At 44.2% G+C, this 26,551-nt stretch carries 26 protein-coding genes; 12 read left to right on the top strand and 14 right to left on the bottom strand.

The window, feature by feature from the left end; all coding sequences use genetic code 11:
• The first annotated feature begins 6 nt into the window (after nt 1-6).
• Genes BLT41_RS13425 through recJ form a run of 5 tightly spaced genes read left to right on the top strand, consistent with a single transcriptional unit; the run spans nt 7 to nt 4,223 of the window.
• Nucleotides 7-267, top strand: coding sequence for a DUF370 domain-containing protein (locus BLT41_RS13425; RefSeq protein WP_092162023.1), 261 nt, complete (start codon nt 7-9; stop codon nt 265-267).
• Entirely contained in the window at nt 260-892 is a 633-nt protein-coding gene (gene gmk / locus BLT41_RS13430; protein WP_092162024.1) for a guanylate kinase, read from the top strand. Before BLT41_RS13425 ends, gmk begins: the two co-directional genes overlap by 8 nt.
• A 1-nt stretch (nt 893) precedes the next feature.
• On the top strand, nt 894-1,586 hold the full coding sequence (gene pyrF / locus BLT41_RS13435) for an orotidine-5'-phosphate decarboxylase (protein WP_092162025.1): 693 nt from the start codon (nt 894-896) through the stop codon (nt 1,584-1,586).
• A gap of 19 nt (nt 1,587-1,605) precedes the next feature.
• On the top strand, nt 1,606-2,433 hold the full coding sequence (locus BLT41_RS13440; protein ID WP_139167359.1) for a tetratricopeptide repeat protein: 828 nt from the start codon (nt 1,606-1,608) through the stop codon (nt 2,431-2,433).
• A 56-nt stretch (nt 2,434-2,489) separates the two neighbouring features.
• A complete protein-coding gene (gene recJ, locus BLT41_RS13445; RefSeq protein WP_092162026.1) occupies nt 2,490-4,223 on the top strand; it encodes a single-stranded-DNA-specific exonuclease RecJ in 1,734 nt (577 codons plus the stop codon).
• Nucleotides 4,224-4,233: 10 nt separating this feature from the next.
• Here recJ and lipA read toward each other — a convergent pair whose 3' ends face one another.
• The 8 genes from lipA to BLT41_RS13485 form a co-directional block, all read right to left on the bottom strand.
• The gene (gene lipA, locus BLT41_RS13450; protein ID WP_092162027.1) at nt 4,234-5,112 is read right to left on the bottom strand and encodes a lipoyl synthase; all 879 of its coding nucleotides are present in this window, start codon (nt 5,110-5,112) and stop codon (nt 4,234-4,236) included.
• Nucleotides 5,060-5,698, bottom strand: a complete 639-nt coding sequence (lipB, locus tag BLT41_RS13455; protein WP_092162028.1) for a lipoyl(octanoyl) transferase LipB — start codon at nt 5,696-5,698, stop codon at nt 5,060-5,062. Before lipB ends, lipA begins: the two co-directional genes overlap by 53 nt.
• A 20-nt stretch (nt 5,699-5,718) precedes the next feature.
• Nucleotides 5,719-7,053 (bottom strand): small ribosomal subunit Rsm22 family protein, encoded by a 1,335-nt coding sequence (locus BLT41_RS13460; protein WP_092162029.1) that lies wholly within the window; start codon nt 7,051-7,053, stop codon nt 5,719-5,721.
• Complete coding sequence (locus BLT41_RS13465) at nt 7,043-8,611, bottom strand: ASKHA domain-containing protein (protein WP_092162030.1); 1,569 nt, start codon at nt 8,609-8,611, stop codon at nt 7,043-7,045. The genes BLT41_RS13460 and BLT41_RS13465 overlap by 11 nt, the downstream gene beginning before the upstream one ends.
• A gap of 58 nt (nt 8,612-8,669) precedes the next feature.
• A complete protein-coding gene (locus tag BLT41_RS13470; RefSeq protein ID WP_092162031.1) occupies nt 8,670-9,461 on the bottom strand; it encodes a sirohydrochlorin cobaltochelatase in 792 nt (263 codons plus the stop codon).
• Between the two features lie 145 nt (nt 9,462-9,606).
• A complete protein-coding gene (locus tag BLT41_RS13475) occupies nt 9,607-11,259 on the bottom strand; it encodes a chemotaxis protein CheA (protein ID WP_092162032.1) in 1,653 nt (550 codons plus the stop codon).
• A complete protein-coding gene (locus tag BLT41_RS13480) occupies nt 11,259-12,008 on the bottom strand; it encodes a histidine kinase (RefSeq protein ID WP_092162033.1) in 750 nt (249 codons plus the stop codon). Before BLT41_RS13480 ends, BLT41_RS13475 begins: the two co-directional genes overlap by 1 nt.
• Nucleotides 12,009-12,031: 23 nt before the next feature.
• Nucleotides 12,032-12,433, bottom strand: a complete 402-nt coding sequence (locus BLT41_RS13485; protein ID WP_092162034.1) for a response regulator — start codon at nt 12,431-12,433, stop codon at nt 12,032-12,034.
• A 150-nt stretch (nt 12,434-12,583) separates the two neighbouring features.
• Here BLT41_RS13485 and BLT41_RS13490 point away from each other — a divergent pair, with 150 nt between their 5' ends.
• Complete coding sequence (locus BLT41_RS13490; RefSeq protein WP_092162035.1) at nt 12,584-13,174, top strand: TrmH family RNA methyltransferase; 591 nt, start codon at nt 12,584-12,586, stop codon at nt 13,172-13,174.
• Here the strand turns inward: BLT41_RS13490 and BLT41_RS13495 are convergent.
• Entirely contained in the window at nt 13,171-14,835 is a 1,665-nt protein-coding gene (locus BLT41_RS13495) for a glycosyltransferase family 2 protein (RefSeq protein WP_092162036.1), read from the bottom strand. The two genes, BLT41_RS13490 and BLT41_RS13495, sit on opposite strands and share 4 nt — an antisense overlap.
• Before the next feature lie 145 nt (nt 14,836-14,980).
• On the opposite strand from BLT41_RS13495, the gene BLT41_RS13500 reads away from it, so the two are divergent.
• From BLT41_RS13500 to pdxA, 6 genes are all read left to right on the top strand, one after another.
• Entirely contained in the window at nt 14,981-15,589 is a 609-nt protein-coding gene (locus tag BLT41_RS13500; protein ID WP_092162038.1) for an L-threonylcarbamoyladenylate synthase, read from the top strand.
• 799 nt (nt 15,590-16,388) lie between these two features.
• Entirely contained in the window at nt 16,389-16,877 is a 489-nt protein-coding gene (locus BLT41_RS13505; protein ID WP_092162051.1) for an NUDIX domain-containing protein, read from the top strand.
• A 20-nt stretch (nt 16,878-16,897) separates the two neighbouring features.
• Nucleotides 16,898-18,346: a glycogen synthase GlgA gene (gene glgA, locus BLT41_RS13510; RefSeq protein WP_092162053.1), complete on the top strand. Its 1,449-nt coding sequence runs from the start codon at nt 16,898-16,900 to the stop codon at nt 18,344-18,346.
• An 8-nt stretch (nt 18,347-18,354) separates the two neighbouring features.
• On the top strand, nt 18,355-18,558 hold the full coding sequence (locus tag BLT41_RS13515) for a hypothetical protein (protein ID WP_092162055.1): 204 nt from the start codon (nt 18,355-18,357) through the stop codon (nt 18,556-18,558).
• A gap of 6 nt (nt 18,559-18,564) precedes the next feature.
• Nucleotides 18,565-20,463: a 1,4-alpha-glucan branching protein GlgB gene (glgB, locus tag BLT41_RS13520; RefSeq protein ID WP_092162057.1), complete on the top strand. Its 1,899-nt coding sequence runs from the start codon at nt 18,565-18,567 to the stop codon at nt 20,461-20,463.
• Between the two features lie 313 nt (nt 20,464-20,776).
• Nucleotides 20,777-21,760 (top strand): 4-hydroxythreonine-4-phosphate dehydrogenase PdxA, encoded by a 984-nt coding sequence (gene pdxA, locus BLT41_RS13525; RefSeq protein WP_092162059.1) that lies wholly within the window; start codon nt 20,777-20,779, stop codon nt 21,758-21,760.
• A gap of 162 nt (nt 21,761-21,922) precedes the next feature.
• Here the strand turns inward: pdxA and gmhB are convergent, their stop codons facing one another.
• From gmhB to BLT41_RS13550, 5 genes are all read right to left on the bottom strand, one after another.
• On the bottom strand, nt 21,923-22,456 hold the full coding sequence (gene gmhB, locus BLT41_RS13530) for a D-glycero-beta-D-manno-heptose 1,7-bisphosphate 7-phosphatase (protein ID WP_092162061.1): 534 nt from the start codon (nt 22,454-22,456) through the stop codon (nt 21,923-21,925).
• 102 nt (nt 22,457-22,558) lie between these two features.
• Nucleotides 22,559-23,359 carry a tetratricopeptide repeat protein gene (locus tag BLT41_RS13535; RefSeq protein WP_092162063.1) on the bottom strand — a complete coding sequence of 267 codons (801 nt, stop codon included), beginning with the start codon at nt 23,357-23,359 and terminating at the stop codon, nt 22,559-22,561.
• 32 nt (nt 23,360-23,391) lie between these two features.
• On the bottom strand, nt 23,392-24,516 hold the full coding sequence (gene carA / locus BLT41_RS13540; protein WP_092162065.1) for a glutamine-hydrolyzing carbamoyl-phosphate synthase small subunit: 1,125 nt from the start codon (nt 24,514-24,516) through the stop codon (nt 23,392-23,394).
• A complete protein-coding gene (kdsB, locus tag BLT41_RS13545) occupies nt 24,513-25,256 on the bottom strand; it encodes a 3-deoxy-manno-octulosonate cytidylyltransferase (RefSeq protein WP_092162067.1) in 744 nt (247 codons plus the stop codon). The genes carA and kdsB overlap by 4 nt, the downstream gene beginning before the upstream one ends.
• 12 nt (nt 25,257-25,268) lie before the next feature.
• Nucleotides 25,269-26,546 carry a 3-deoxy-D-manno-octulosonic acid transferase gene (locus BLT41_RS13550; protein ID WP_092162069.1) on the bottom strand — a complete coding sequence of 426 codons (1,278 nt, stop codon included), beginning with the start codon at nt 26,544-26,546 and terminating at the stop codon, nt 25,269-25,271.
• Between the last annotated feature and the right edge of the window lie 5 nt (nt 26,547-26,551).

The raw sequence follows: 26,551 nt of genomic DNA on the forward strand, positions 1-26,551 counted from the left end.
TTTTAAATGCAAAAGCAGACATTACTCAATATAGGTTTTGGTAATTACGTGGTTTCCAGCCGCGTAATTACCATTGTTAATCCTTCATCTTCTCCGATGCGTAGACTTCGTGAAGATGCAAGGCAGGAAGGCCGCCTTGTCGATGCAACTCAGGGACGTAAAACAAGGTCCATTATAGTTATGGATTCCAATCATGTAATCCTGTCAGCTATACAGGCGGAAACAATTGGACATCGTTATACCTCTGGAGATGCTGCTAATGATTGATACGCGGTTTCCGTCACGAAAAGGTCAAGTTCTGGTGCTTTGCGCGCCATCCGGCACTGGTAAGAGTACTCTTGTAAAAAGTCTTCGCGGTGAATTCGCCGAAGTGGGATTTTCTATTTCGTGTACAACTCGCGAACCTAGACAAGGGGAAGCGCACGGCAGAGAGTATTATTTCTTATCCGTTGAAGAATTTAAGACAAAACGAGATGCCGGTGAATTTGCTGAATGGGCCGAAGTCCACGGCAATTTCTACGGAACTCCGAAAAAGCCTGTTGAAAAGATGTTGTTTAAAGGGATGGATATTCTTTTTGATATCGATTTTCAGGGAGCTATGCAGCTCATGGAAACGATGTCGGATGGAATATTTGTCTTTTTGATGCCTCCGTCCTATTCGGAATTGAAGGCCCGTCTTGAAGGGCGGAACACAGATTCTGCTGAAGTTATCGGACGCAGATTAAGAAATGCAATGAGTGAAATGGCCTCAGCCCCTCAGTTTGAGTACTGGATCGTCAATGATGATCTTGACAAGGCTTATTCTGAACTGAGATCAATTTACCTTGCCGGGAAAAATCGTCCCTGTACCAATCCGGGACTTCTTGAAAGTATATTAAGCACTTGGGAGTAGTATGTCTGAATTAGTTGTCGCCCTCGATTTTAAAGATGCGAAATCCGCCATTGCCATGGCCGAAAAAGTCCGCGGAGTTGCTCCCTGGGTAAAAGTCGGTCTTGAACTTTTTTGTGCGGAAGGGCCTCAGATTATATCCACGTTTAAGGATATGGGATTTAAAGTTTTTATCGATCTCAAATTTTTTGATATTCCCAATACCGTAAAAGGTGCTGTGCGTTCCGCTACGCTGGCGGGAGCTGATATGCTCAGTCTGCATGCTATGGGCGGAGAGCGCATGGCTATTGCTGCCCGTGAAGGTAGAGCTGAAGCTGCGATTGGCGGCGAAGGGCCTTTACTGATGGCTATTACAGTACTCACAAGTATGAGTGAAGAAGATCTCCCTTTTGCTGTTCCCAACGGGCTTGGCGACGCGGTGCTTGATCTGGCGCTTGCTTCTTCTCAGGCCGGACTGGACGGAGTTGTCTGTTCCGGACTTGAAGTGGAATCAGTTAAAGAAAAGTGCGGTAGTGATTTCTTATGTTTGACTCCGGGTATCAGACCCGCATCAGTTTCTGATGATCAGCGCAGAGTTGTTACTCCGGCGCAGGCTGTCAGCAGAGGTTCAAACTTTCTAGTTGTCGGAAGACCCATCACCGGCGCGGATGATCCGGCGGAAGCTGCTCGCAGTATAATTGCTGAAATGAATTCTTAGCCGGAGGCCGTAAGGTAAAATGTCTACAGGACAACGGACTAAGCTTCATGGTGTTTTTTCAACTCTGACAGAATCTAAAGTCGGAGCAGGGGCCACGGCCAAACAGACCCTTCAAAAAACTTATTGGTTTGTAGAAGAACTGAAAAATGAAATTGTTGAGGTTCAGCCGTTAAATAGTAATGACGTTCCTTCCGGGCCGAAGAATACTGTTGCCAAGGAAGAATTTCTTGATAATTTCGAGCCGGAACCTGAATATTACGTTGAGGTCGTTCTCCCGCGGATTAGAAATCTTGACGCCACAATTAAGCGTGGAGAAAAGCATCGCGATCGCTCAGAGAACTACAGCGCGGAGTATGAATTTAATTCTGCGATTGCGGTTGATGAAAATAATGTCAGAGCAAATTTCGGTCTGGGGCTGACATATCTTGATCGCGGTGAAACCAGTAGAGCTGATGATATTTTCAGGCGGCTGGTTGTACTTGAAGCCATCTTTGAGCCTAGACATAAGCATCTGTTCAATGAATTTGGTATCAGTCTGCGTAAAAACTGCATGATTGATCAGGCTTTAGAATATTATCACAAGGCTGAAAGTATTTGTAAAAGAGATGAAAATCTGTACCTTAATATAGCCCGTGCATATTTCGAAAACGGCGCGGTTGAGGATTGTTTGCAATACGTCAATAAAAGCCTTGATATTAATCCTGATCACGAAGAGGCCGGACTTTTTCTCGAGTATATGCGTGAAATTGGTTACGGGGGTGACAGGGTTGCTGATTCTGAATGTGTTGCTCCTCAAAAGATAAAGAATAAAAAAAGTCCAGCCCCGGATTTTAATTTTAACATTTAGCCGCAACAAACAGCCGCACCTGAACGACTTTTTCATAAAGCATAACGGAGTTAGATTTGCCATCCATTTGGAAGCTGAGAAGCGAAGAGGAAGTACCTTCGTCTTTATCTGTATTAGCGGCAGAGTTGGGAATTACTGACCTTTTAGCTGAAATTTTATGGCACAGAGGTTTTAAGACTCGTAATGAGATGGATTTTTTTCTGTCTCCCGGGTTGAGAAATCTATGTAAGCCTACGGAAGTTCCCGGTGCTGAAGAAGCCGCGAAAGTGCTGGTTGAAGGACTTACACAGGGTAAAAAGTTCGCTGTATGGGGTGATTATGATGTTGACGGCATAACCTCCACTGCTTTGGTGAAATCTTTTCTTGAATCCCGCGGTTTTGAATGCGCTCATCATCTGCCGAATCGTATCGAGGAAGGGTACGGGCTTAATATTCCTCATCTTAAAAAGCTTAGTGATGAAGGTATAGATCTTCTTTTGACTGTCGACTGCGGCATAACAAATAATGCCGAGATCGCTGCGGCTAATGAAATGGGAATGACTGTAGTTGTTTCCGATCATCATTTACCAAGTGACGAGTTGCCTCCCGCCGCCGCTGTCTGCAATCCGCGCATAACGTCTATGAACGGTAAAACGTATGACTGCCCCTGCGATGCTTTGGCAGGTGTCGGCGTGGCCTTTATGCTCATGGCGCAGATGAACAGACTTCTTCCCGGAGATCCTGTTGATCTCAGGCAGTATCTTGATTTTGTTGCTCTCGGAACCATTGCCGATGTTGTAGAATTGCAAGGACATAATCGTATTTTGGTGAAGAACGGATTGCTTCTTTTGAAAGAGGCTAAACGTCCCGGTCTGGCTGCGCTTAAAGTCGTCAGCGGCTATGATATGTTTGCCGCAATCGGTGCCGGACAGGTTGGTTTCGGACTTGCTCCGCGGATAAATGCTTCCGGTAGAATGGGGGATCCTGATAAGGCTCTTGATCTTCTGCTTGCCGCAGATATGGAAACAGCACGTCCCATTGCGAAGGAATTGGATACGCTTAATTCTGAGCGTCGCGCAGAAGAGGACCGCATCCTTAAAGAAGCTCTGGCACAGGCCGAAGAGCAATCAAGGCCGCCGCATAACAGGGCTGGATTGGTATTGTTTTCGCCGGACTGGCATCCGGGTATTATCGGGATTGTTGCGTCACGCGTTGTAGAAAAATATTATCGCCCGACCATCATGCTTTGTGAAGATGAAGGCGTTATCAAAGGGTCCGCTCGTTCCATCCGCGAATTTCATATCCACGAAGCGCTGACTGGAATGTCGGAACTTTTTACAAATTTCGGCGGTCATAAACTTGCCGCAGGTATGTCTTTCCCTTCTGCTAATTTTAAAGAACTTAGAGAAAGATTTGATACAGCCGTAATAAAAGTTGTGGGTACTGAACCGCTTAAGCCTACTCTGAAAGTAGATAAAGAATTACCGCTGGAAAATATCGATTATGTCCTGCTCAAAGAGCTTGAGCTGATGCAGCCTTTCGGTATGGGTAATCCTGAACCTGTTTTCACAACGCCGCCTGTCGAAATTTTAGAACGCAGACCTATGGGTAAAGAACACGTAAAGCTTACTATTTCCGACATCGAGAAAACCCGCAGAATGCCTGCGAAAGCATGGCGCATGGCCGAAAAACTGGGTTCCGAACTTATCGGTAAAAAAATGCGTTTCGCATTTTCCCCCAAAATAGACAAATTTAACGGCATTCCTACAATTGAGCTTACAATTCGGGATTTTACGCGGAAGCTTAAGTAGAGTTTATCTTTTAAAGTTCCCCAAACGATTCAGCCGCATGGAAACTGCTGCGAACTAATGGCGCACAGAACATATGTTTTATGCCCAGTGATTTTCCGTACTCGGCGTATTCGTCGAAAACGTGCGGTTCAACGTATCTTTTTACTGTCGGATGTTCTTTTGACGGGCGCATGTATTGTCCGATTGTGACGATGTCGCAGTTTATTGCCGCCAAATCATCAATGACTCTATAGACCTGTTCGTCCGTTTCGCCCAATCCTACCATTAAGCCAGATTTTGCGGGAATTCCGTTGCCGTATTTTTTTACTCTTTCAAGCAGTTCAATACTTTGTTTATAGTCAGCTTCCGGCCTGATTTCGGAATAGAGGTCCGGTGAAGTTTCAACATTGTGATTGAGTACATTCGGTTTTGCTTCAAGAACCGTTTTCAATGCGGGCAGGTCTCCCTGAAAATCAGGTATGAGAACTTCGATAGCGCATTCCGGGTGATCGGTGCGGATGCGGGTGATTGTTTCCGCGTAGTGAGCGGCTCCGCCATCCGGCAGGTCGTCTCTGGTGACAGAGGTTATGACCGTATATTTAAGTTTCAGGCGTGAGACTGCTTCGGATACGCGGCGTGGTTCGTCGCTGTCGAGCGGATCGATTTTGCCGGAAGTGATATTGCAGAATGCGCAGTTGCGGGTGCAGACGAATCCCATAATTAGAAAAGTGGCGACGTTGCGTGAAAAGCAGTCCCATGTGTTGGGGCATTTCGCGGTCTGACAAACTGTGTTCAGATTTAAATCCGCAAGCAATTTTGCTGTATCATTGAAAGTTTTGCCAGCGGGAAGCTTAACTCTAAGCCACGGTGGAATCCGTAAATATTCTTCTGAATTCTTCTTTGAAGACATTTTTAACATCCTCGATGTCAATCTCCCTGCCGGCTTCTGCTGAAAGGGATGTAGGGTGAGCACCATGCAATCCACAAAGGGTGATGGCGTTGAAAAGTTTCATGTCGCGTGAAATATTAAATGAAAGTCCGTGGTAGGTGATCCATTTTTTTACCCCGATACCGATAGAGCAGAGTTTGCCTCCGCCGACCCATACTCCGGGCTGACCTTCGCTTCGGGCCGCGATTACATCAAAACGGGCCGCAGTACGGATAGCAGTTTCTTCCATGTCATGAAAGAACTTCTTAATGCCGCCGCGCCTTTTTTCAATGCGTACAACAGGATAGACAACTAACTGGCCGGGATAGTGGCAGGTGATATTGCCGCCTCTGGCTGTGCGAACTAGTTGCGCTCCCATGCCCCGCAAAGCTTCTTCGCTTATCAGCAGATTGTCCAGCCCCCCCTGCCTGCCCAGAGTCACCACAGGCGGGTGCTCCAGCAGGTAGAGAGTGTCAGGCGCAATGGATTGCATAACTTGATTAAGTTTTTCGAGCTGTATTTTTTCAGCTTCGTCATGAGGAATAATCCCCAGATCAATAAAATCCAACGGAACTTATCCTTTCTCCCTTATTTACGGGGAGGCTTATTTTTTTTGTAAGAATCTTTTTTTGAATGCGGTCTGGAATCTGATCTGGAATCTGATCTGCCTTTCGGAGAAGAACTTTTTCTTGAATCCGGGGCTGACTTCGAGCGATTATCTTTTTTTGAATCATGATCAGATTTTGAATCAGAAGCTTTTTCGTCAGCAGATTTATGAATTGCGCGGGTCGGCAGTTCAACAATCTTTGCGCCGGATTTAAGATCTTCTTCCATTTTTTCAGGTTCGGGCATTCCGATAAGTCCACCAGGGAAAATTGATCTTGCTCCGCCTTTTGCGAGCAGCAGGATTAATCCCTGAGCGGCGCAGGCATACTGACCGAATCCGCCATCATCAATCCTGAAAGATTCTGAAATAGTACGGATTAGCATTTCGCCTTCCGCTGCGGCAGGAGGTGGTGTGTCAGACTGTGCCACGTATAAGAAACTCATGCTGACATTATCTTTTTCCATACGGCATTTGGCGGAAAGTTTTTGCAGCCATTCAGGTGCATGGTTGGAGTCAAAATTGAAATGACACCATGACTTACCTTGTTCACCGTTGAGTGGACATTCTTCTTGATGTGGGCATGGAGCCAGGATTGAAAGTCCTCGTTCCATGAATTCATTACGCATAATGGAAAGCACGCGTCCTGAACGGCGGATGCCCGGTTCGATGATAAGCATTTTCCCTTTAGGAGCGAGCATTCTGCTTATCTGTTGACAGAATTTATTAGCCCATAATTGAAGCGGGGTGCGCATTCCTGATGAAGCTTCGTTGACCATATTAGCGGTAATCAACAGGTCTGCCTTTTCGCGAATTTTAGATGAAGGGCCGCCTTTTACGTTAACCATTTTCCATGGGCTTTTTCCGGCAAGAGCTTCAAAAAGTTTTTGTCCTTCGCGCATGGGTTTTGGTGAACGGTCAACGTTGATAAAAGTCAAACGTTTATCGCGAAGTTCCGGTTTTGCAATCCAGAGAGCCTGCGCCACAGTCAGTGGTCCTGCGCCAAGGTCTATGATGACTCCATTTTCAGGGAGATTGAAATCCATGCCCTGAAATAGGCGGGTTAGTCTGTAAAGGTTCCAAGGCAGATAGAAGCGCAGGTACGCATTTAGTGTACGTGGATCACCCATGTAATCTTTGGGCAGACTTGCGCGGTCACCGGTCAGCATTTTTGAAAGGTCACGAATTGCGTAGTGAATTTCCTCTTTGTGCCTAGCTCGTAAAGGAACAGCCTGATCCAGCACTTTTGAATAGTATTCCAAAGTGCTGGTGATTTTTTCGGGTGGCAGCGGGAAAAGTGATGTGACTCTAATAGACATATTGAAATATCATCCTTTCGAGGAATTTTTGTCCAAAATCTTGGCCTCCGGCTAACTCCAGTACTGAAGTCAGGGCGGGCAGAGATGAAGCAAAATCTCGAGCATTTTTGTTATTTGTGAGAATTACAGCTCCGGCAAGGGAGGTGTTGCCTGCGGCGCGGGTTATAGGACCTGTTTCTGCAGGGATAAATCCGGTTGTTACAAGATCATTAATGTTTACATGCTGTCCCATGGCCCCGCCAAGAATCAATGAGTTCAATGACGAGGGTGACAATCCGGCCCTGTTTAAAAGGGCTGTCATAGCCAGATTGAAAGCAGCTTTAACTTTTAATATTTCTTCTATATCAGAAGCTGGAAGCAAAAGCTTCGAATTTAAGCCCAGATCGAGAGCCGGAGATCCTTGCGCCTGAGTTATATTGCGAGCCAGTCGTGCGGCTAAAGGGGTATTCCCCTTTGAGAATTGACCTTCACGAGTAAGAACTCCTGATTTTAGTAAAAGAGAACAGAGAGACAGATAACCCGTTCCGGTTATACCGGGACTGCCCGTTTTGTCTGGTTCACTTATAAATGACGGAGAAAGTCCGGCCGGAGTGAGGGTGAAAGATGAAATAGCACCGGGGCCGGCAGTTCTGCCGTTGGTTAGTCCTACGCCTTCAAGGGCGGGGCCCATCGGAACCGATGAAACAATATATTCATCGGGTGAAAGGCAGAGGACAAATTCGCCGTTAGTTCCGAGATCCGCAAAAAGATATGGAGGCTCGGGAATAACGTTTGAAAAATTAAGGGCAACAATACCTGCTGTTATATCAGCCCCTACAAAAGGAGCGAGGTGAACAGGGACGTAAGCTTGCGGAAGGTTTTGGCCCAGATTGATAACTTTGCCGCATCGGTTCGGAAGTGAGTAGGGTGCGCGGCTTAAGCCTTCAACATTATCCTGAGCAAGGATCGAGATCATCGACGGGTTTCCGGTGATGACCATTTCTTTAACCGGACCAGTCTGCTCAATAATGGAAGCCAGTCTGGTCGTTACCAAATTTGAAAGAATTTTACACTGTTCCGGTTTACTTGCAAAAGCCAGACGGGACATAACTTCACTGCCCAGTCCTATTTGCGGGTTTAGTTCCTGTCCTTCTGTTATTATTTCACCGTTCACCGTAAAGGCCCATTGCATTCCCGTGGTTCCGAGGTCTACGGCAAGTGAAAGATTGTCCGGTAGGCTGTTTGCAAATTTACCAATAATATTACCGGATTTTTTCGGGACAACCCGTTCCGGTTTCGGGAGATAGATGGTTGCTGACTCAGCTTTATGCAGGCAGGACAATCTCCAGCCGGATTCTATTTCAGATGTGGAAAATTTTTTAAGCTCTTCTTTGAGAGGAGTGGGGGCGCATGTTTCAAACTTAACTTTGCAAAGGGCGCACCTTCCCATGCCCGAACAGAGAGGAACTCCGCTAAAAGCTCCATTCAGGAATAAAAGTTGAGCCAGATTCAGCTCACTCGAAGGCGTGAGTTCAAGGACGTTTCCGTCGTGAACATTCACAGTAAGGTTGTTTTTCATTACCAAGATAACTTATATGCGGTCCGTCTGTTTAGCAAGAGCGGGAGTAGGCAGTAGTTTAATTGTCCAGTTTTTTGATGGCATCACGCAGGTTATCCATCCAGCGGTCAGCAAAAATACCGAATTCTCCGATACCTTTAATTGCAGGAATAGGTTCAATCCCACCTGCGGCAACTATATTTTTCCATGAATTTTCGTCTTCTCCGGCCATATCTTTTTGGACATGATTCCCTGCGCCGAATAGAAGAGGAAGAAGGAAAGCTCGCTTTAAGCCTGCTTTTTTTATTTTTTCAGTTATTTCCACAATGTCATTCGGTGAGCTTACTGCCCCCAAAAAGGAGTGTTTGTCTTTGTCTTCAAGTACAAGTTTGAATTTGTGATAAAAAATATTACCGGAATGTCTGGACCCGTGAGCTACCAGAATCAGAGCATCTTTTTCAGGATCGCGGTCAGGTAAAAGAGATAAAATCAAATCAGAGACTTCGTCTACAGCCTGATCATCACTGAGTAAGGGCTGTCCGAATACTGCTTTTTCAAAGTGAATTTCACCTTTTGCGATTTTATTAAGTATTCGCGTAATGTGATGAAATTCAATCCCCGGAATAACGTGAAGAGATTGAATTACCACGTGGGTTATTCCATCATCGTGCATTGATTTAAGAATTTCTTCTACCGATGGGATAGGCTGTCCCTGTTCGCGCATTATTTTGCGAACATGGTAGGACGTAAAAGCGCTTTTGATGGGGATGTCCGGGTACTCTGCTTTTGCCAGTTTAAGTATATTGTTGAGAGCGGAATTGGCGGCCCGGTTGTTTGAACCGTGTGCGGCAAGAAGAATGGCTTTTTTCATCAAATATATCCCTGCGGAATTTTGTCCGTATTTATCGCGTCTTGAGTGGACCAAGATGTATAGCAGACAAAAGAAAGGTAGCAAAGCCTTTTGAATGCGCCTGAAAAGCCAGTATTCGATGTTTTTTCAAGGGTGGGGGGACGGCTTATTGCGTGTCATTAATCCCCAATTGTTTTGTGAGCAGAACTTCTGTGTCTACTACCAAAGCATCATTTTCGCCCATCATGCCGAAGCCGAGAATGGGCAGATTGTAAATACTGTTCACCGGTAAGGTAAATCCGGTGACAACGGCTTTTTGCTGACGCAGAACATCATCAACCAGAATAGCAGCGCTGATTTGTCCCATCTTTACTAAAATTACTTTTGACAGCTGATCTTCAGGCGGCTGAGGAAAATCGAAAACAGTATGCATGCGGATCAATGGATGGATCTTGCCTCTGATAGATACAGTCTCGCGTCCGTCCGGCAGTGTTGTGAACTCTTTAAGGACAGGTTCATATACTTCGAGAACTTCACGGCTGGGGAATATAAATGTTTCAGGCCCGACCGTTGCGATAAGGGCATCGACAATTCCCTCATTAACTGAGCGACTGAGCGGTATGGCTATCGTAAATGTCGAGCCGTATCCCAGTTTACTTTTGATTGAAATTTTACCGTCCAGAGTATTCTGAATGGAACTTACAACCGCATCCATTCCGACTCCGCGTCCTGAAATATCTGTTACAGCCTCGGCTGTAGAAAATCCTGATTGCAGAATAAATTCATATATTTCTTCCTGCGTGTAATTTTTTTGGGGATCAGCAAGGCCGCGTTCCAAAGCTTTTACCAGCAGAACATCTGCATCCAGTCCTTTTCCGTCGTCAGTTATTTCGATGTATGCGAATTCGCCTTTTCTGCTTGCACTCAGAATGACTGAGCCGTCTTTATCTTTACCGCACATTTCGCGGTCTTCAGGGTCCTCAATGCCGTGATCAAGCGCATTTCGAAGTAAGTGAACCAGTGGCTCATTGAGGCTTTCGACGATGGTTTTGTCAAGGGCGAGTTCTTCTCCCTTAATCGTGAACTTGATCCGTTTGTTGAGCTTTTGAGAAGTGCTTTTTACCAGCCTGTGCATGGGCATGAAAATTTGTTTTAACGGGACAAGTCTTATTTCATCAACTTCAGATTGCAAGTTGCGGATAACTTTATCAAGCTCGCCCAGACTGACAGAAATTTTAGCGATATTGTCGGTTCCGGTCTGCGCTATAACTGCGTGCGTGACCATGAGTTTTCCGACAAGTTCTATTATAGAATCAAGCTGTTGCGTGGAAACTCGAATTGAGGAAATTGCCTGTGATTTATCTTTTTTAGCCGGTGTAGACGAGGAAGTTTTTTCCGATACTTCTTTAGTCTTAATGGACGAAGCAGCTACAGCTGTTTCAGTTTTAGGTTCATTATCAGTTTTGTCTGCAACTGGGGCTTCTTCAGCTTTCTCTTCGGTTATTTCCGGAGGTTTATTTACAGGTTCCTCTTTTGTGCAGTCGACCGGAGCGGCACCTTTATCTAGTAGTCCGGCAATGCAGTAAAAGAATTTTTTCTGAGCTTCTGTAATTTCAAGCAGGGAGGTAATTAAGTCAGAAGTTACAGGCGTAATCCCGTCTGAAAGCATATCCAACAGCGCGATAATCTGCGCAGAAGGAATTTTCACATGTTCAAGACCAAGGGTTTTCATGACATTGTTTATGTCACCTGAACCTTGTTCTAAGTTTATGATTGTCTTCTGTATGTCTTCAATACAGTTTGCAATACTGTCTTTCATTATCCGTTTGCTCCGGAATTATTGTTCGAAAGGAATGTTTCACGGCTGTCGTATTCAGCAATATATCTGGAAAATCCCCAAGAATGAAAGGTAGATGAGCAGAAACCGTTCATGCCGGTAATACCTATTTCAAGGTTGTCTGAAAAGGACGCAATAAGCTCAAAAAGTGATGAACCTACGGATAAAGTGTTGCTGAAATCAAACAGCACTCTGTTCTGGTTTGTAATATCCTGCAAAACCTTTTTAACTGCTTCGCGCTGTTCGGAAAGATATAGTCTGTTAACGGAAAGCACGATAATTTCGCAATTATCAATGGATTCAATTTCTATAGGCTTGAATCCGTTGTCGATTGGTCCTGCAACGACTTCATTTTCTCCTAAAAGCCTTTGTTCAATAGAGGATGTAAATTCTGTATCGTAACTTCCGGTATTTCTAAGTTGTTCAATAAGAATAAATATTGAATTCACAGATTCAATGGCAAGAGCTATCTGCGGCAAGGCTCTTCCTACTTCTCCGGATTGCATTTTTTTCAGAAAGCTTTCCACTTTATGAGTAAATGCAGAAGCCGGTTCAAAACCGGACATGAAGCCGGTTACACCTTTAATTGTGTGAAGAGGGCGCGAAAGAATTTCTATACCTTCTTCAATCTGCTGCTCATCAAGAAGGTCTATTCCCTCAAGAACCTGAGGGTAATATTTATCATTAACTTCAGAAAAGAATTCTTCAATTAAGGATTCGTCTTCACTCATTTCCAGCTCCGTTAAAATCCGGTTTATTTATGCAGCACGCCAAGTTTTTCAAGTTCTTCATAAAGTTTTTCTTTTGACACTGGTTTTACGAGAAATGCAGAAGCTTCAACGTCATGAAAGGAACGGATAACAGTTTTAGGGTCATTAAGTGCTGTCGTCATAAAAACTTTCACGCTCATTTTATTCGGAGTGCCATTTTCTTTTTCAAAATTTCGTATGGCTTCAAGAGCTGTTATGCCATCCATTTCCGGCATCATTATATCCATACAAATCAATGTGTACGGCTTCCCTTCTTCAAAGGCCATTTTATATGCTTCAAAGGCCTCTTTTCCGTTCACCGCGATATCTATTTCGAAAAGAGGTGACAGAAAAGTGGAGATAAGTTTTCTGCTTACAAATTCATCTTCTGCTACAAGAGCACGCATCCATTCCTCCGTTGGTGAAATATCTATATACAATCTCATATCACGTTTTTTAAATCAATATAATGCCAATTAATATTAAGCAATTATTGTATTACTAGTTGTTTCAGGCTTTCCTTGCAAACTTTGGAAAGGTTGAGTACCTAAAACGCCATGGAAAAAAAGAGAACCCCCCAAAGAGAAGAAAGAATCAGAGAAGTGTTGGAAAGACGCCAGAAAGATCTTACTCTTATTGTTGATAATGTATGGGATCCGCATAATGTTTCAGCAATTTTGCGTAGTTGTGATGCTTTCGGTATTTATGGCATCCACTTGTATTATACTGATGCCGAGTGGCCGGATTTTGCCAATAAATCGTCTGCGTCCGGTAAAAAGTGGGTGGAACGCACACCGCACACTGACGCGGCTGAGATGGTAGGATCACTTAGAGGTCAGGGATATCAAGTCCTCAGGACCGGTTTTTCAGAAAATTCAAGGCCGTTGATGGATTTCGATCTCAGCAAGCCTTCGGCAGTTATTTTAAGTAATGAGCATAGCGGGACGGCTCCTGAATTGGCCGCACTTGTTCCCGATGAAGTTTATATTCCTATGCAAGGGATGATACAGAGCTTTAATGTGTCGGTTGCAGCTGGACTTATTCTTTATCATGGATTCACACAGCGTTATGCTAAAGGCATGTATGACAAACCGTCTTTTTCACAGGAAGAGATGGATGTGATTGTACAGGACTGGCTTACCCGTTAAAGCATCGCGGCTAACTCTCTCCATTTGTTTTCCGTGTCTGACCAAAGTGAGATCAGGTCTCTTGAAAAGATACTGTTTATATCCGGCTCGGAGAATTTGCTTTCGAGCTTGATCTTGTTGCCGAATACCTGTGCCATTCCTTTGATATTGCTGGCTTTTGCAAGGCTTGAATGCTGAATATGTCCGATGCGAAGCTGGCCTGCGTATACATGATTGTATCCGGCAAGGTATGCTCTTAAATCCCGCTCAAGGTCATCGAATTGAGTGGGGTTGAAGCGGACATCAAACGGGCCGCTGTTGTTTATGGCTTCAAGGTTGAGCATGTGGCAACAGCCGGAAACATGCACTGCCGGACGGGTGTATGAAAATTGTCCGTAATCCAAGGCCGAGCGGCAGTTGTCGAAAACCATAATCCTTTCTGTTAACCCTTCTATCTGCGAAGTTCCGGCTCCGGGCGGGAAAATATGATAGTCCGCTGATTGCAAAGTCGTTGGATTGGTGGTGGATGTAATTCTGCATCCCACTGCTCCGGGATTTTTATATTGCTTTGCGGTGGCAAGCAGTTCTTCAAGCCAGTTTTCAGGAAGTTCCACATCATCATCTAAAAACACGGCCCATTTTCCTTTGCGGGCCTCCGGTTCTGCAAGCAGCCAGTTGCGGGCGGCAGGTGCTCCCACGTTAACAGGTAGCTGGATGGACTGGTATTGCCCTTTTGCAAAAAGATTTTCAGCATTTTTAACGACTTCGCCTGTGTTGTCGCTGGAACCGTTATTCAGCGCAAATATTTTTGCTCTGCCGATGTTTGAATCCGCTACATTCTTAAGAGTATTTTCAATCAGCTTAGCGTTGTTCCATGAGTATAGCAGGATGGAAACTTCATCTGATGAGTCCAGAATATTTGCTGTCGGGGCAGGATTTAAAAGCCCGTGTAATTTTTGTCCCCAGTTTACGTTCCAGATATTTTCTTTCCAGAGAGCTGACAGGGTTTCAACAGCTTGATCTTTATCGTCGAGTTTTAAGAATAGTTCGCACTTTATGGATTCTTTCCAAAGACCCCAGATGTCTCCATCCAGTTTATTTACAGCGTCTAAAGCTTCTTGAGGTTCCAAGTATAAAAAACTGTACTGAGCATATAACCGTTGTTTTACAGGCTTTAACTCATCATTCCATTTTACCAGATCGAGAGCTGTTTTCGGTAGCTCAGGGCTGCCGAGCCGTAGCAACGTATCCCACGAATGGTTTAGCCACGTTATTCCGTCGGGGCCGCGTAGCAGCGGGAAAAGGTGCTTGATTACAAGAGTCTGGTCGTTTGTCTGAAGCAGATTGTCCAGATCATCGAGCGGGATGTTCCCTGTAGGGCTATTTGAGATGAAATTTATAATATTTTTAAGTGGCTCAGGAACGTGAATGTCATTGATTTCTGAAAATTTACGGGCTGCAAAGGTGTCCAGTGGATTCTGCATCCACATCCATAATGAAATTCCCCGGCATGGTATTGCGAAAGAGGGGTTACTTGCTGAAAGTCTTTGGAATGTATTGATAAGGCCGCTTTGATGCGATATTTCCTCTGTGCCTAGAGCCCACAAAGGAACATTGTTTTTTATTTCCAATAGGAATTTTTCAATATCTGAACTTATCAAATTCGTATTTCTGGTGGACATCAACTTCTCCGTAGGGCCGTTTCTTGTTCTCAGTATGATCGCTTGATACTTTATTTCCGCACATAGTAAAAGATGTTGGACATAAGTTTTAAAGTTGGTATAAATGTTTGCTTCGTATGCACTATAAAAAGATCGGAGATTTGGGATGACTGATGTTGATGCCGTAAAAATAATAAGATCCGGCGGGGTACTTATTTATCCTACTGAAACTTTGTTTGCCCTCGGGGCAGATGCCAGTGACGAAGGGGCTGCAAACCGCGTTGCCCTTGTGAAAGGGCGTCCTGTTTCTAAACCGCTACCTCTTGTTATAGGTAGTATGGATCAACTCGATCTCGTTACCAAATACGCATCTCCTGAAGTGCTTAAGCTTGCTAAGTCTTTCTGGCCCGGGCCTCTTTCCATTCTGGTTAAAGCTCGTGAGGAGTTGTCGTATGCTGTGAAAGATTCACGGGGATATACTTCTGTAAGATGGACCGATCATCCTGTTGCGGCAAAAATTTGTCTTGAGTCTAGTACTCCGCTTATTGCAACAAGTGCGAATCTTAGCGGTAAAAAAGCTGCGGAGAAATTTGAAGATATTGATGAAGAATTGATAAATTCTGTTGAAGGTGTTTTCAACGGTAAGCCGGCTCCTCGCGGAGGAAGTCCTTCAACCGTGGTTGAACCGCTTAGCAATGGTAAAGTAAGAGTTCTCAGGGACGGAGTCATTTCCAGAGCAACTTTAATGCAGGCCGGATTCATAGTTGTAGATTAGTTTTTGATATATGATGTTAATTTTATTGACCTGTTCTTTATATGTGAGAGCAGGTCTTTTTTTTAGTAAAAAAAATTAAACTGTAATCGTGATGAATAGCCGATGTTCAGTATTCCGGTATAAATTGTTGTACTTTATGTGTAATTTTAAAAAGAGATGTTTTGTATATAAAAGTGCATAATTACAGTGTGTTAATAGTTTTTATTTGTAGTTTAAAACTTTGGCATGCGTATTGCTATATTTAAATCACCTTCATTCTTTTGCTGAGATTAATATCGAAAACAGGCCTCGCCGGATACCACCGGCGAGGCCTTTTCGATTTTGTAGCAAAGTAAGAATTGAAGATTGAAAACTTTTGAATAAATTGATCAGATCTGGCCGATTGTTATATATCGTTTTTGGTAGTTCAAAAAATTAAACCAAGAATCCTTTGAAAGCAGTGTTTTGCTAAACTGAGTATAAAAATTTTAACTTTTTCCCTGTTTGACCAGTGTGTTAATTGTTTATAAAATAGCAATTATTATAGGTGTTTATTGTTTTGTTTGAAGTCTTTTGTGTTTTGGCACGCGAGTTGCTATATTTAAATCACCTTCATTCTTTTGCTGAGATTAATATCGAAAACAGGCCCCGTCGGATACCACCGACGGGGCCTTTTTCGTTTAAGTCACTTGTCTTGTTTTCTTTCTTAGAAATAAACCGTATTCTCTTGTCATGAAAAAACATATGCGTTAATAATTATAAGGAATTACCAAATGTAAGAATTCCTGTTTTTGTTGACATAAAATTAAGGTTGTTGTGTATGCTTGGTTCGAAACCGTGTCCTCATTGCGGTAATGATGTTGTTCTCTATCGTAATCCGGTCCCTACTGTAGATATTGTTATATATGATCCCTGTAAGGGGGTTGTGTTGATTGAGAGGAACAACCCGCCACTGGGATGGGCTTTACCCGGTGGATTTGTTGACTATGGCGAAACACTTGAACATGCTGCTGTTCGCGAGGCGAAAGAAGAAACCAGTCTTGACGTTGTACTTACTGGACTGGTCGGAGTCTTTTCCATGCCTTGTCGCGATGACAGACAGCATACAATAAGCATTACATACAGCGCGATTGCGCGTAATCCGCAGGGGCTTAAAGCTGGAGATGATGCGGGAGGTGCCCGTTTCTTTCAGTTGGACGATCTTCCTGAATTAGTTTTTGATCATAGCGACATTTTGAATGAATTTTCGGTTAAAGTACTTTCGTTGCAAGCTTCGGCTTCGATTGGAAGTTCTACTGAGCAGGTATAAAATCATAGGGAGTTTGGCCCGTGCACGACGTTTTGTACGTAACTTCGGAAATGTATCCTTTTTCTAAAACAGGCGGACTTGGTGACGTTATGGGAGCCTTGCCTCCCTGTGTTCACGAAAAAGGTGTTAATGCCGCGGTTATTACCCCTTTTTATGGACGGATGAATCTGGACGGGCGGAAACTCAGACTTGTTTATTCGGATCTGCATGTAGGGTATCCTTGGCCGTCAACCACTGCTGAAATATACCAGACAGATTACGATGGAATGCCTGTCTATTTTGTTGCCAGAGGTGAATATTTCGATCGTCGCTATTACTATAATACTCACAATGGTGACTATTTTGATAATTGCGAACGATTTATTTTCTTTTGCAAAACCGTTTTGAAATGGGCAAGACTTCTACCCAGTCCTCCGGCAGTAATCCATTCACATGACTGGCAGTCAGCACTAGTTCCTCCTTATTTACACTTCGAACGCGCCCGTGATTCTTTCTGGAAAAATACTAAGTCGGTCTCAACTATTCATAATCTTGCTTTTCAGGGTCGTTTTTCCGAAAGGCTTTTTCACGAATCAGGGCTTCCGGCTGAAGCATGGTCCATGCACGGAGCAGAATTTTATGGCGATTTTAATATGCTCAAAGCCAGCATTGCCTACAGTGACGCAGTTACTGCCGTCAGCCCTACTTATGCGGCAGAAATTTTGGGCCCTGAATTCGGTTGTGGACTCGAAGGTTTTTTAAGAAGTAATAGTGGTAAAATCGAAGGAATTCTGAACGGGGCTGACTATAATGTTTGGGACCCTTGCGAAGATAAGTTTTTGCCATGCTGTTACAGTGCTGAGGATATTCGCGGTAAACAGCAATGCAAGCAGAGCATGCTGCGTGAATTTTATATGTCTGATCAACTTGAAGACAAACCCGTCTTCGGATTCATAGGACGTTTGAGAGATCAGAAGGGCGTTGACCTGCTCATTGACATCATTCCGAAGCTGATGGAAAAAGATGTAGGTCTTATTGTGCTCGGTGAAGGCAATCTTGCTTACGAAGCACAGCTTCTTGATCTTATGGAAGAATATTCTGGTAAATTATGTGTTCAAGTTGGATATACCGAAAATCTGGCTCATGCGATTCAGGCCGGATCGGATATTTTTCTGATGCCTTCACGATATGAACCATGCGGTTTGACGCAGATTTATGCTTTACGATTTGGAACGCCTCCTGTTGCCACAGCTGTGGGCGGGTTGTGTGATACCATTACTCCCTATCCGGACGAAGAAGCTACGGGATTTACCTTTGCGGAGTCGGATGCGGATTTATTTTTTGAAGCGATTGAACAGGCTATCGCTGTCTGGCATGACAGAGATGAGTGGGAAAAAATGGTCAAACGGGCTATGCGTAAAGAGTTCACATGGGATCGTTCGGCTGATGAGTATATTAAATTGTATCGCAAACTCGGCGCGAGAATTTAGGAAATATTATGTCACAAGAATTGATAGCGGATTTGGCTGAAAGGCTTAGCGTAAACGTTGAAGGTTTAAGTCTTATTGAATCTGTCAGAATGCTTCAAAGAGTTGAAGGCAATTTTGATTGTTTCGCAAGGGCGGCAAGCGGTTTTTGCGATCAGAAGGATTGTTTATTTTATATTGAATGCCTCCAGAATTCCCGAAAATCAAAGGACTGATGCTGTATGCCTGAAACTTTACCTGTCTATATAGCTCCTTTTGATTTGTTCCTGTTCGGGAAAGGTGAACATTGGGATCTTTACCGTATTCTCGGAGCACATTTTGATGTGCAGGATAAACAGGAAGGATATCGTTTTGCCGTGTGGGCACCGAATGCCCGCAATATTTATGTTGCCGGAGATTTCAACAACTGGGATAGCCGGGCGAATCAGTTATATCCTGTCGGCGTGTCCGGCATCTGGGCGGGATTTGTGCCGGATGTTGTTCCCGGTCAGATGTATAAATATCAGGTAGTTCAAAGTGACGGGCGAGAAGTAACTAAGACAGATCCTTTTGCGTTTCGTTCAGAGATGCGCCCCGGGCATGCCGCGGTTACATGGGGTCTCGAAAATCATGAGTGGGCTGATGATTCATGGATGACAAAGCGTCGCAATGACGGACTGCCTCTTAATAAACCCATGTCCTGCTATGAAGTTCACCTCGGTTCATGGCGCAGGGAAAACTGGGATTACCGTACTTATCGCCAGTTGACGGAAGAGCTTATTCCTTATGTAAAAGATATGGGATTTACTCATATTGAGCTGATGCCTATAGCCGAACATCCTCTTGATGAATCGTGGGGATATCAGACCAGCCATTATTTTTCTCCTACTTCACGGCATGGAACGCCTGATGATCTCAGATACTTTATTGATAAATGTCATCAGGAAGGAATCGGAGTCATTCTGGACTGGGTTCCCGGACATTTTCCAAAAGATGAATGGGGGCTTGGGCGTTTTGACGGTACAGCCCTTTATGAGCATGCTGATCCTCGTAAAGGTGAGCATCCTGATTGGGGTACATATATTTTTAATTTCGGTCGTCATGAAGTCTGCAACTTCCTACTGACCAACGCGCTCTACTGGCTCAAAGAGTTTCATATTGACGGGCTTCGTATCGATGCTGTGGCTTCCATGTTATATCTAGATTATTCTAGAAAAGATGGAGAATGGGTGGCAAATGAGCATGGCGGTAACGAGAATATTGAAGCTATCCAGTTATTTAAGCAGCTCAATACTGTTGTTCATGACCAATTTCCCGGCGCAATGATGATTGCTGAAGAATCAACATCATGGCCCGGAGTTTCAAGGCCTGTTTATACCGGTGGTCTTGGATTTACTTTCAAGTGGAATATGGGGTGGATGAATGACACGCTGGACTATGTGAGCAAAAGTCCTATTCATCGTGCGTATCATCACAACAGTTTAACTTTTTCTATGATTTATGCCTTCAGTGAGAACTTTGTTTTGCCGCTTTCACATGATGAAGTTGTGCATGGCAAAGGTGCTCTTTTGTCCAAAATGCCCGGTGACACTTGGCAGCAGATGGCTAATCTGCGTCTGCTTTTCAGTTATCAGTGGGCGCATCCCGGTAAAAAATTATTATTTATGGGTTGTGAGTTCGGGCAGTGGAATGAATGGGATTGCCGCAAAGAATTGGACTGGTTGTTACTGGGTTTTCCTGCACATCAAGGATTGCGCAATACCGTTACTGATTTGAACCGGACAATGCGTGAAAATCCCGCCATGTATAAGCAGGATAATGACTGGTCAGGGTTTGAATGGGTAGATTTCAGCGATTTCAAATCCTCTACCATCAGTTTTTTACGTAAGACTGATGGCGACAAGCCTATTCTCTGGATTTTTAACTTCACTCCGGTGGTACGGTCCGGTTATTGTCTCGGATGTCCACAGGGTGGAAGGTGGAAAGAAATATTTAATTCCGATGCAGAGATATACGGTGGGTCCAATGTCGGTAATGTCGGCGAAGTCGTAGCCAAGAAGGCCGGAGATATCGGATCTTTTCCATATTACTTGGAACTGACCTTGCCTCCGCTCGGTGCTATTGCTTTACGGCCTGAGTAAGGTTGCAAGTTCGTTGAATGTTGCATTAGTAGGCCTGCGGCGCTTGAAGGCTTGATTGCCCTTTGGCCTTTTGATTAGAGGATTTCGCCTTCGGCTGGACCAAAGGGCCCGCGGCCCTCTGGACTCCCTTTTAGGGGGGGTAAGTTTAGTTTTTTTAAAAAATTAGTAGATTAATAGTATTTACGGGGGAGGCTTTCTTTAGGAAAGTTTCTCCCTCTTTTTGTGCTCTTGCTAACTGTTTTGAAATAGTATTGGATAAACGGGTGTTGAGTAACCTTTTTAAAAGTATTTAAATAAAATTTCAGGTGATAATATGAAAAAAAATATATGTATAACCCTTGGTGATCCTAACGGGTTGGGCCCTGAGCTTGTTTGCAGGTCTTTTTCTGGACGTGAACCGGAGCGTGTTTTTTTGATGGTTGGTCCTGCGAACAGTTTGGAATACCATTTGGAACAGCTTGGACTTGATCCTTTTTATGAAAAAATTGATGATCCCGCACAGATTGTTGGGGCAAAGGCTGGGTATTATCTTTATTGTCCTGAGAAATTAAAAGATTTTAAGTTGAATGTCGGCGTCGCGGACCCTGAGGGAGGGCGTGGTGCCGGTGAAGCTTTGGAGACCGCAGTTCAACTGCTTGAGGATAAAGTTGTTTATGGACTCGTTACCTGTCCGTTAAATAAAGCTATGTTACAGTTAGCCGGATTTGATTTTCCGGGACACACTGAATTTTTGGCGGAAAGGTCCGGAGCAGGGCGTGAGAATGTATGTATGCACCTTGGCGGACCGAAGCTTAAAGTAAGTCTTGTTACTACTCATCCAAAGTTTGTGGATATTCCTGCTTTGATTACCAAAGAAAGAATTTTGCGCTGTCTTGATTTGACAGATCAACTCGTGAAATCACTCGGCCTTGAAAAGCCTATTGCAGTGTGTGGTCTCAATCCTCATGCCGGAGAATCAGGTCGAATCGGTCGCGAAGAAATTGATATTATCGAACCCGCGATTAAGGAAGCGAATGCGAAAGGGTTAAATGTCGAAGGGCCTTTTCCCGGTGATACTGTCTTTTATTTTGCGGCGCAGGGTGCGTATAGCGCAGTCCTTGCCATGTATCACGATCAGGGGTTGGCACCGCTCAAACTTCTGCATTTCAGTGAAGCAGTAAATATTACGCTGGGACTGCCTTACCCGAGAACTTCCCCCGACCACGGAACAGGTTATGACATAACCGGAACCGGAAAAGCCTCATTAGACAGCTTTAAAGCAGCTCTAGAAACTGCCGAAAAAATGGTGGACGCATAATCGTTAGAATTCGTTTTTTTAAATGTTCTACTAAAAGATACTTAACGAATAATTTCCTATTTAAAATATCTCCCCCAAATAGGGTGTGCAGAGGGCCGCGGGCCCTTTGCCCGCCGGAGGCAAAATCTTTGTTTTCAGCGCCGCAGGCCTAACAAACACAATTTACCTATTTATAATAAATTCAGCCGCACGAAGTAAATCATCTGCTATGTATGTGGCTTTGCCTTCGCACTGAGGCTCTTCTTTCATCCCTTTGCCTGTTCGGACAAGGATTGTACTGGCTCCTCTGGCTAACCCGAGTTCTATGTCACATATCTTGTCGCCTATTACGTAGCAATCTGTAGGAACCATTTTAAATTCTTTTATTGCGTTGTCGAACATTCCCGGAGCAGGTTTGCGGCAATTGCAATTTTGTTCCGGTGCGTGCGGACAGTGATATATTGCATCAAATTTGATTCCGCTTTTGGATAGCATTTCTTCCATCCTGCTGTTGACCGCGTTCATGTCATCTTCTGAATAATATCCGCGTCCTATTCCTGATTGGTTGGTGACGACTATCAGACCGAATCCAGCATCCTGCATGAGTTTCAGTCCGTCCTCGGCATTGGGCAGAATTTCAACGCCTTCGGGATCACTTAGATAATGTTTGTCGACGATGATTGTACCGTCCCGATCAAGAAGTATATATTTTTTCATTATGTTTCCAAGAGAAAAGCTCAAATCTTCACGTATGAAAATTTGAGCTTTTGTTGTTTCATTTTTTAAAAGCCCGGGCGGCTTAGTTGCTGCTTGCAGATTTTAGCCGATTTTTTTGTTGGCAAATTTCAACATTTTTTCAGCTTCAGCGAAACTGGGATTGATTTTGATTGCCTTTTTTGCGGCCTCGGCCATCTTATCCCATTTTTTCCAGTCATAATAAAGGCGACCACAGTTAAAGTAGAGATATTCATCCTTGTCGTTTAATTGCAAGGCCTTGATGTAGTACTTTTCTGCTGTAGCAAAATCCTGCATTTTGCGAAGAACTATTCCGATACGGTTGTAAAGAAATATCGCATTAGGATCATGTGCCAGAGCATCTTCAAGATAGCTGAGTGCTTCTGAGTAAAGGCCGGCTTTTATGAATTTATCAGCGATTTCTGCACGGAGTTCCGTATCATCTTTAAATTCACGGATTAACTGGTTGAAGGTAATATGAGCTTCGGGAACATCACCTTTTTCTATTTGGGCTTGCCCCTGTTCAAGAATATCTCTCTTTCTTTTTTCCATTGCTTTCAGAAGATCCTGAGCATTGGCGCTGACTTTTTCCTGCAACTCTTTTAAGAGCTCTCGCAAAACTTCCATCAGGACTTTTTCTTCACCGTGCGTATAATTGATGATCAGCGGATAATCTTCGCGCAGTTTTTTATCACCATTTAGAATGTGCACAGTGCTGTCGAGCAGTTCTTGAAATTCTTCTCTCTCAGATTTCATCAGTGAGCCGCGAAGCATTGCAACAACGGCATCATATACAGCCTGAACCGCAGGCATAGCTTTTTGTTGTTTTAAAAGGCTTGAGACTCCGGCCAGTTTTTTTCTGGCATTGGTAAGTTCACCGGACATATTATTCTCCGAAGTTATGTTTTAGGAGAGAGTTATTTACCAAGAGCTTCTTTTACCAGATTACGGAATCTGGCGAAGAAATACTCACTGTCGCGTGGACCGGGAGCTGCTTCCGGGTGAAACTGAATTGCAATTATCGGTTTGGATTTATGTGCAAATCCTTCCAATGTTTCATCGTTAAGATTTTTATGAGTCATTATAAGGTCTGAACACTCAGAAATGTCAACGCAAAAACCGTGATTCTGTGAAGAAATCTCTATTTTCTGGGATTCCATGTCCAGTACAGGCTGGTTGCAGCCATGATGTCCGAATTTTAACTTAAAAGTTTTTCCACCTAGTGCAAGTCCGAGAAGCTGGTGACCTAGACAGATACCGGCAGTCGGAAAGTCCTGACAAAGGGCGCGCACTGTTTTGATAGCGTGGTCCAGAACTCCGGGATCACCGGGGCCGTTGGAAAGGAATATGGCATCGGGACCAAGATCGCGAATTTGTTTTTCGCTGTAGCTTGAAGGAACAGAAAGAACTTCAAAACCTTGATCTTCGAGAAGGCGCAGGATGTTCCATTTAACACCATAATCAATAAGTACGAGTTTAGGGCCCTTGCCGCTCCACTTATATCCGGATGTAACATCAACAGGAACAGGCTTATTCTCTCTCCAGGCATAGCAGGAGGTTGAAGTTACCTGATCTGCCAGATTACGGCCTTCCATTGTAGGAATTTTTTTAGCTTTTTCTACAAGCTTGGCGGGATCGGTTTCTTCGGTTGAGATAATTCCGCGCATGGCTCCGTTGATACGGAGATGGCGTGTCAGAGCGCGGGTATCAATCCCTTCAATACCTATAACGCCTGCTTCTTTAAGGTAGTCGGGTAGAGATATAACTGAGCGCCAGTTAGAGGGCTTTTTGCAACATTCTTTAACAATAAATCCAGCGACGTGGACTTTGGAAGATTCGTTGTCTTCCTTTGTTATTCCGTAGTTGCCGATAAGCGGATAGGTCATACAGACCATCTGTCCTGTATATGAAGGGTCTGTGAGAACTTCCTGATATCCGGTCATGCCGGTGTTGAAGATGGTCTCACCGCCCGTTTCACCGGGGCCTGTGAAGGATGTTCCTTCAAACCAAGTTCCGTCTTCAAGTGCCAGAATGGCTTTCATATTTGTTCCCTCTCAAGAATCTTTATGGCTGTATCCAAATCTTCGGGACGGTCTACTCCGTGACAGGAGTGTCCTGTAACCGTGACATGGATGGATATTCCGTTGTCCAGCAGCCTGAGCTGTTCAAGCCTTTCCCTTTGTTCAAGAGGGGATGCAGGCAGGCTGGCGAATGTTTCAAGGGCTTCCATGCGGAAGCCGTATAGGCCGATGTGTAACAAATATTCTCCTTTCCCATCATGAGAGAAGGGTATGGGAGAACGGGAAAAATATAGTGCTCTGTTGTCTTTTGCAAGCGCGACTTTTACCCTGTCGGGGGAAAGAGCTTCCTTTGCGCTTATGGGAGAGGCAAGGGTTGTTACTCTTACATTTTTATCAGTAAAAGGGCTTACCAATTCAGAGAGCATTTCCGGGGCAAGACAAGGTTCGTCTCCTTGAATATTTACCACAACTGAATCTTTAGGGATATTTAATTTTCTCGCTGCTTCCAGTACTCTGTCGGTTCCGCTTGTGTGCGTATCGGCAGTCATTATTGCCGGAACTCCGAGCTTTTCAGCCGCATTCATTATGATAGAGCTGTCTGTTGCGAGGACAACTTGTGCCATTTCAGGGCATTTGCTCGCTTTGTTCCAGACATGCCAGAACATGGGTTTTCCGCAAATGTCAGCCAGTGGTTTACCCGGAAAACGGCTGGATTCGTAGCGAGCCGGAATTATTCCGAAACATCCTGATATTGTACTCATGCGTTAAAGTCCTTACGACAGATTTCGGTTTATGGCTTCGCAGGCCATTTTTGTTCCGCCGCGCATATCTTCAAGAAAAGTTTCAAAATGGTCTTTTACTTTTTCAGGCTTTACTGTTTTTTTGCTGATTTCCAGTAATTCGTGCAGAACTCCTTCCCAGTCTTGTGCTTGTCTGGCAAGTTTGTTCTCAAAAATTTCGTTGCCGATCCAAGCGAAATTGGACCAGAACGGGCCTATTACCGGAGTTACGCCGTATGCCAGTGGTTCCAGAAAGTTTTGTCCGCCAACAGGAGCAAGACTGCCTCCGATAAAAGCAGTGCGAGCCAGAGAGAAAGCTGAGAACATTTCTCCAAAGACATCCCAGAGAACAATATGTCCGAAGGGCACAGCATTTTCAATTTCTGAACGAAGAACCCATGGAAGACCTTTTTCATCCAACATCTTTTTCCAAGCTTCGATCCGGTGCATATGACGCGGGAAAAGCCCTATGACTGTTTTAGGTCTTTCTTTTTTCAGTGCGACCGCAATTTTTAAAACCTGAGATTCTTCTTCTTTCCGGATCGAACCCAGTATGATGAAAGGAGTCTTCGGTTTGAAAATACTGGAAAGAGGATTTGAGATATATGGAATTATTTCCGCCGTGGCTGTGCTGTCGAACTTAATGTTAGGCATCAAACTGACTTTGTCTATTTCAAACAAAGTTTTGAATCTGTTTGCATCATCCGGAGATATTGCAAGAATTTCTTCCGGTGCAATGAGCTTGAAAAATGAAGGGCATGACATGTATCCGGCAAGGCTTTTCGTGGTCATTCTTGCATTGATGATGATTACTTTTATTCCTAGATCCTTACATGCCATAAGAAATCCGGGCCAGATTTCTGTCTCCAGAAGTACCACCAGTTTCGGATTAACCGCTTTTAACGCCTTTGTTGCCAAACTGGGCATATCAAAGGGAAAGTAGGTTGCCGTCGCAGAAACATTGCGCGAATTCGGGGTCAGCCTGTATGCTGTCCGTTCAAGCTCTGAAAATCCTTGTGATGTGTTGGTGGTTAAGAGAAATCTAGTCGGTTTGTCAGGATAAATGTGATCCATAATCCGTGTTGCAAGCTTTGCTTCTCCGGCTGAGGCTGCTTGAATCCACACATCTGCCTTTGGCGGAAGGCTGTGTTTCAGAGTTCTGCGGTCAAACCCTTCACGTAGTCTTTCGTTTCGATGCAGAAAAGGCAAAGCGGCTTTCCATCCGAGGTTGTAGACAAACGAGGCTGTCTTAAGCTTGAGCGATTTTGGCATGTGGT

Source organism: Maridesulfovibrio ferrireducens (assembly GCF_900101105.1).
Classification (GTDB): domain Bacteria; phylum Desulfobacterota; class Desulfovibrionia; order Desulfovibrionales; family Desulfovibrionaceae; genus Maridesulfovibrio; species Maridesulfovibrio ferrireducens.

Coding starts and splice junctions, on each gene's coding strand:
- BLT41_RS13425 (WP_092162023.1), top strand. CDS start 7: ATGCAAAAGCAGACATTACTCAATATAGGTTTTGGTAATTACGTGGTT.
- gmk (WP_092162024.1), top strand. CDS start 260: ATGATTGATACGCGGTTTCCGTCACGAAAAGGTCAAGTTCTGGTGCTT.
- pyrF (WP_092162025.1), top strand. CDS start 894: ATGTCTGAATTAGTTGTCGCCCTCGATTTTAAAGATGCGAAATCCGCC.
- BLT41_RS13440 (WP_139167359.1), top strand. CDS start 1,606: ATGTCTACAGGACAACGGACTAAGCTTCATGGTGTTTTTTCAACTCTG.
- lipA (WP_092162027.1), bottom strand. CDS start 5,112: ATGTCTTCAAAGAAGAATTCAGAAGAATATTTACGGATTCCACCGTGG.
- BLT41_RS13460 (WP_092162029.1), bottom strand. CDS start 7,053: ATGTCTATTAGAGTCACATCACTTTTCCCGCTGCCACCCGAAAAAATC.
- BLT41_RS13465 (WP_092162030.1), bottom strand. CDS start 8,611: ATGAAAAACAACCTTACTGTGAATGTTCACGACGGAAACGTCCTTGAA.
- BLT41_RS13470 (WP_092162031.1), bottom strand. CDS start 9,461: ATGAAAAAAGCCATTCTTCTTGCCGCACACGGTTCAAACAACCGGGCC.
- BLT41_RS13475 (WP_092162032.1), bottom strand. CDS start 11,259: ATGAAAGACAGTATTGCAAACTGTATTGAAGACATACAGAAGACAATC.
- BLT41_RS13480 (WP_092162033.1), bottom strand. CDS start 12,008: ATGAGTGAAGACGAATCCTTAATTGAAGAATTCTTTTCTGAAGTTAAT.
- BLT41_RS13485 (WP_092162034.1), bottom strand. CDS start 12,433: ATGCGTGCTCTTGTAGCAGAAGATGAATTTGTAAGCAGAAAACTTATC.
- BLT41_RS13490 (WP_092162035.1), top strand. CDS start 12,584: ATGGAAAAAAAGAGAACCCCCCAAAGAGAAGAAAGAATCAGAGAAGTG.
- BLT41_RS13495 (WP_092162036.1), bottom strand. CDS start 14,835: ATGTCCACCAGAAATACGAATTTGATAAGTTCAGATATTGAAAAATTC.
- BLT41_RS13500 (WP_092162038.1), top strand. CDS start 14,981: ATGACTGATGTTGATGCCGTAAAAATAATAAGATCCGGCGGGGTACTT.
- BLT41_RS13505 (WP_092162051.1), top strand. CDS start 16,389: ATGCTTGGTTCGAAACCGTGTCCTCATTGCGGTAATGATGTTGTTCTC.
- BLT41_RS13515 (WP_092162055.1), top strand. CDS start 18,355: ATGTCACAAGAATTGATAGCGGATTTGGCTGAAAGGCTTAGCGTAAAC.
- glgB (WP_092162057.1), top strand. CDS start 18,565: ATGCCTGAAACTTTACCTGTCTATATAGCTCCTTTTGATTTGTTCCTG.
- pdxA (WP_092162059.1), top strand. CDS start 20,777: ATGAAAAAAAATATATGTATAACCCTTGGTGATCCTAACGGGTTGGGC.
- gmhB (WP_092162061.1), bottom strand. CDS start 22,456: ATGAAAAAATATATACTTCTTGATCGGGACGGTACAATCATCGTCGAC.
- BLT41_RS13535 (WP_092162063.1), bottom strand. CDS start 23,359: ATGTCCGGTGAACTTACCAATGCCAGAAAAAAACTGGCCGGAGTCTCA.
- carA (WP_092162065.1), bottom strand. CDS start 24,516: ATGAAAGCCATTCTGGCACTTGAAGACGGAACTTGGTTTGAAGGAACA.
- kdsB (WP_092162067.1), bottom strand. CDS start 25,256: ATGAGTACAATATCAGGATGTTTCGGAATAATTCCGGCTCGCTACGAA.
- BLT41_RS13550 (WP_092162069.1), bottom strand. CDS start 26,546: ATGCCAAAATCGCTCAAGCTTAAGACAGCCTCGTTTGTCTACAACCTC.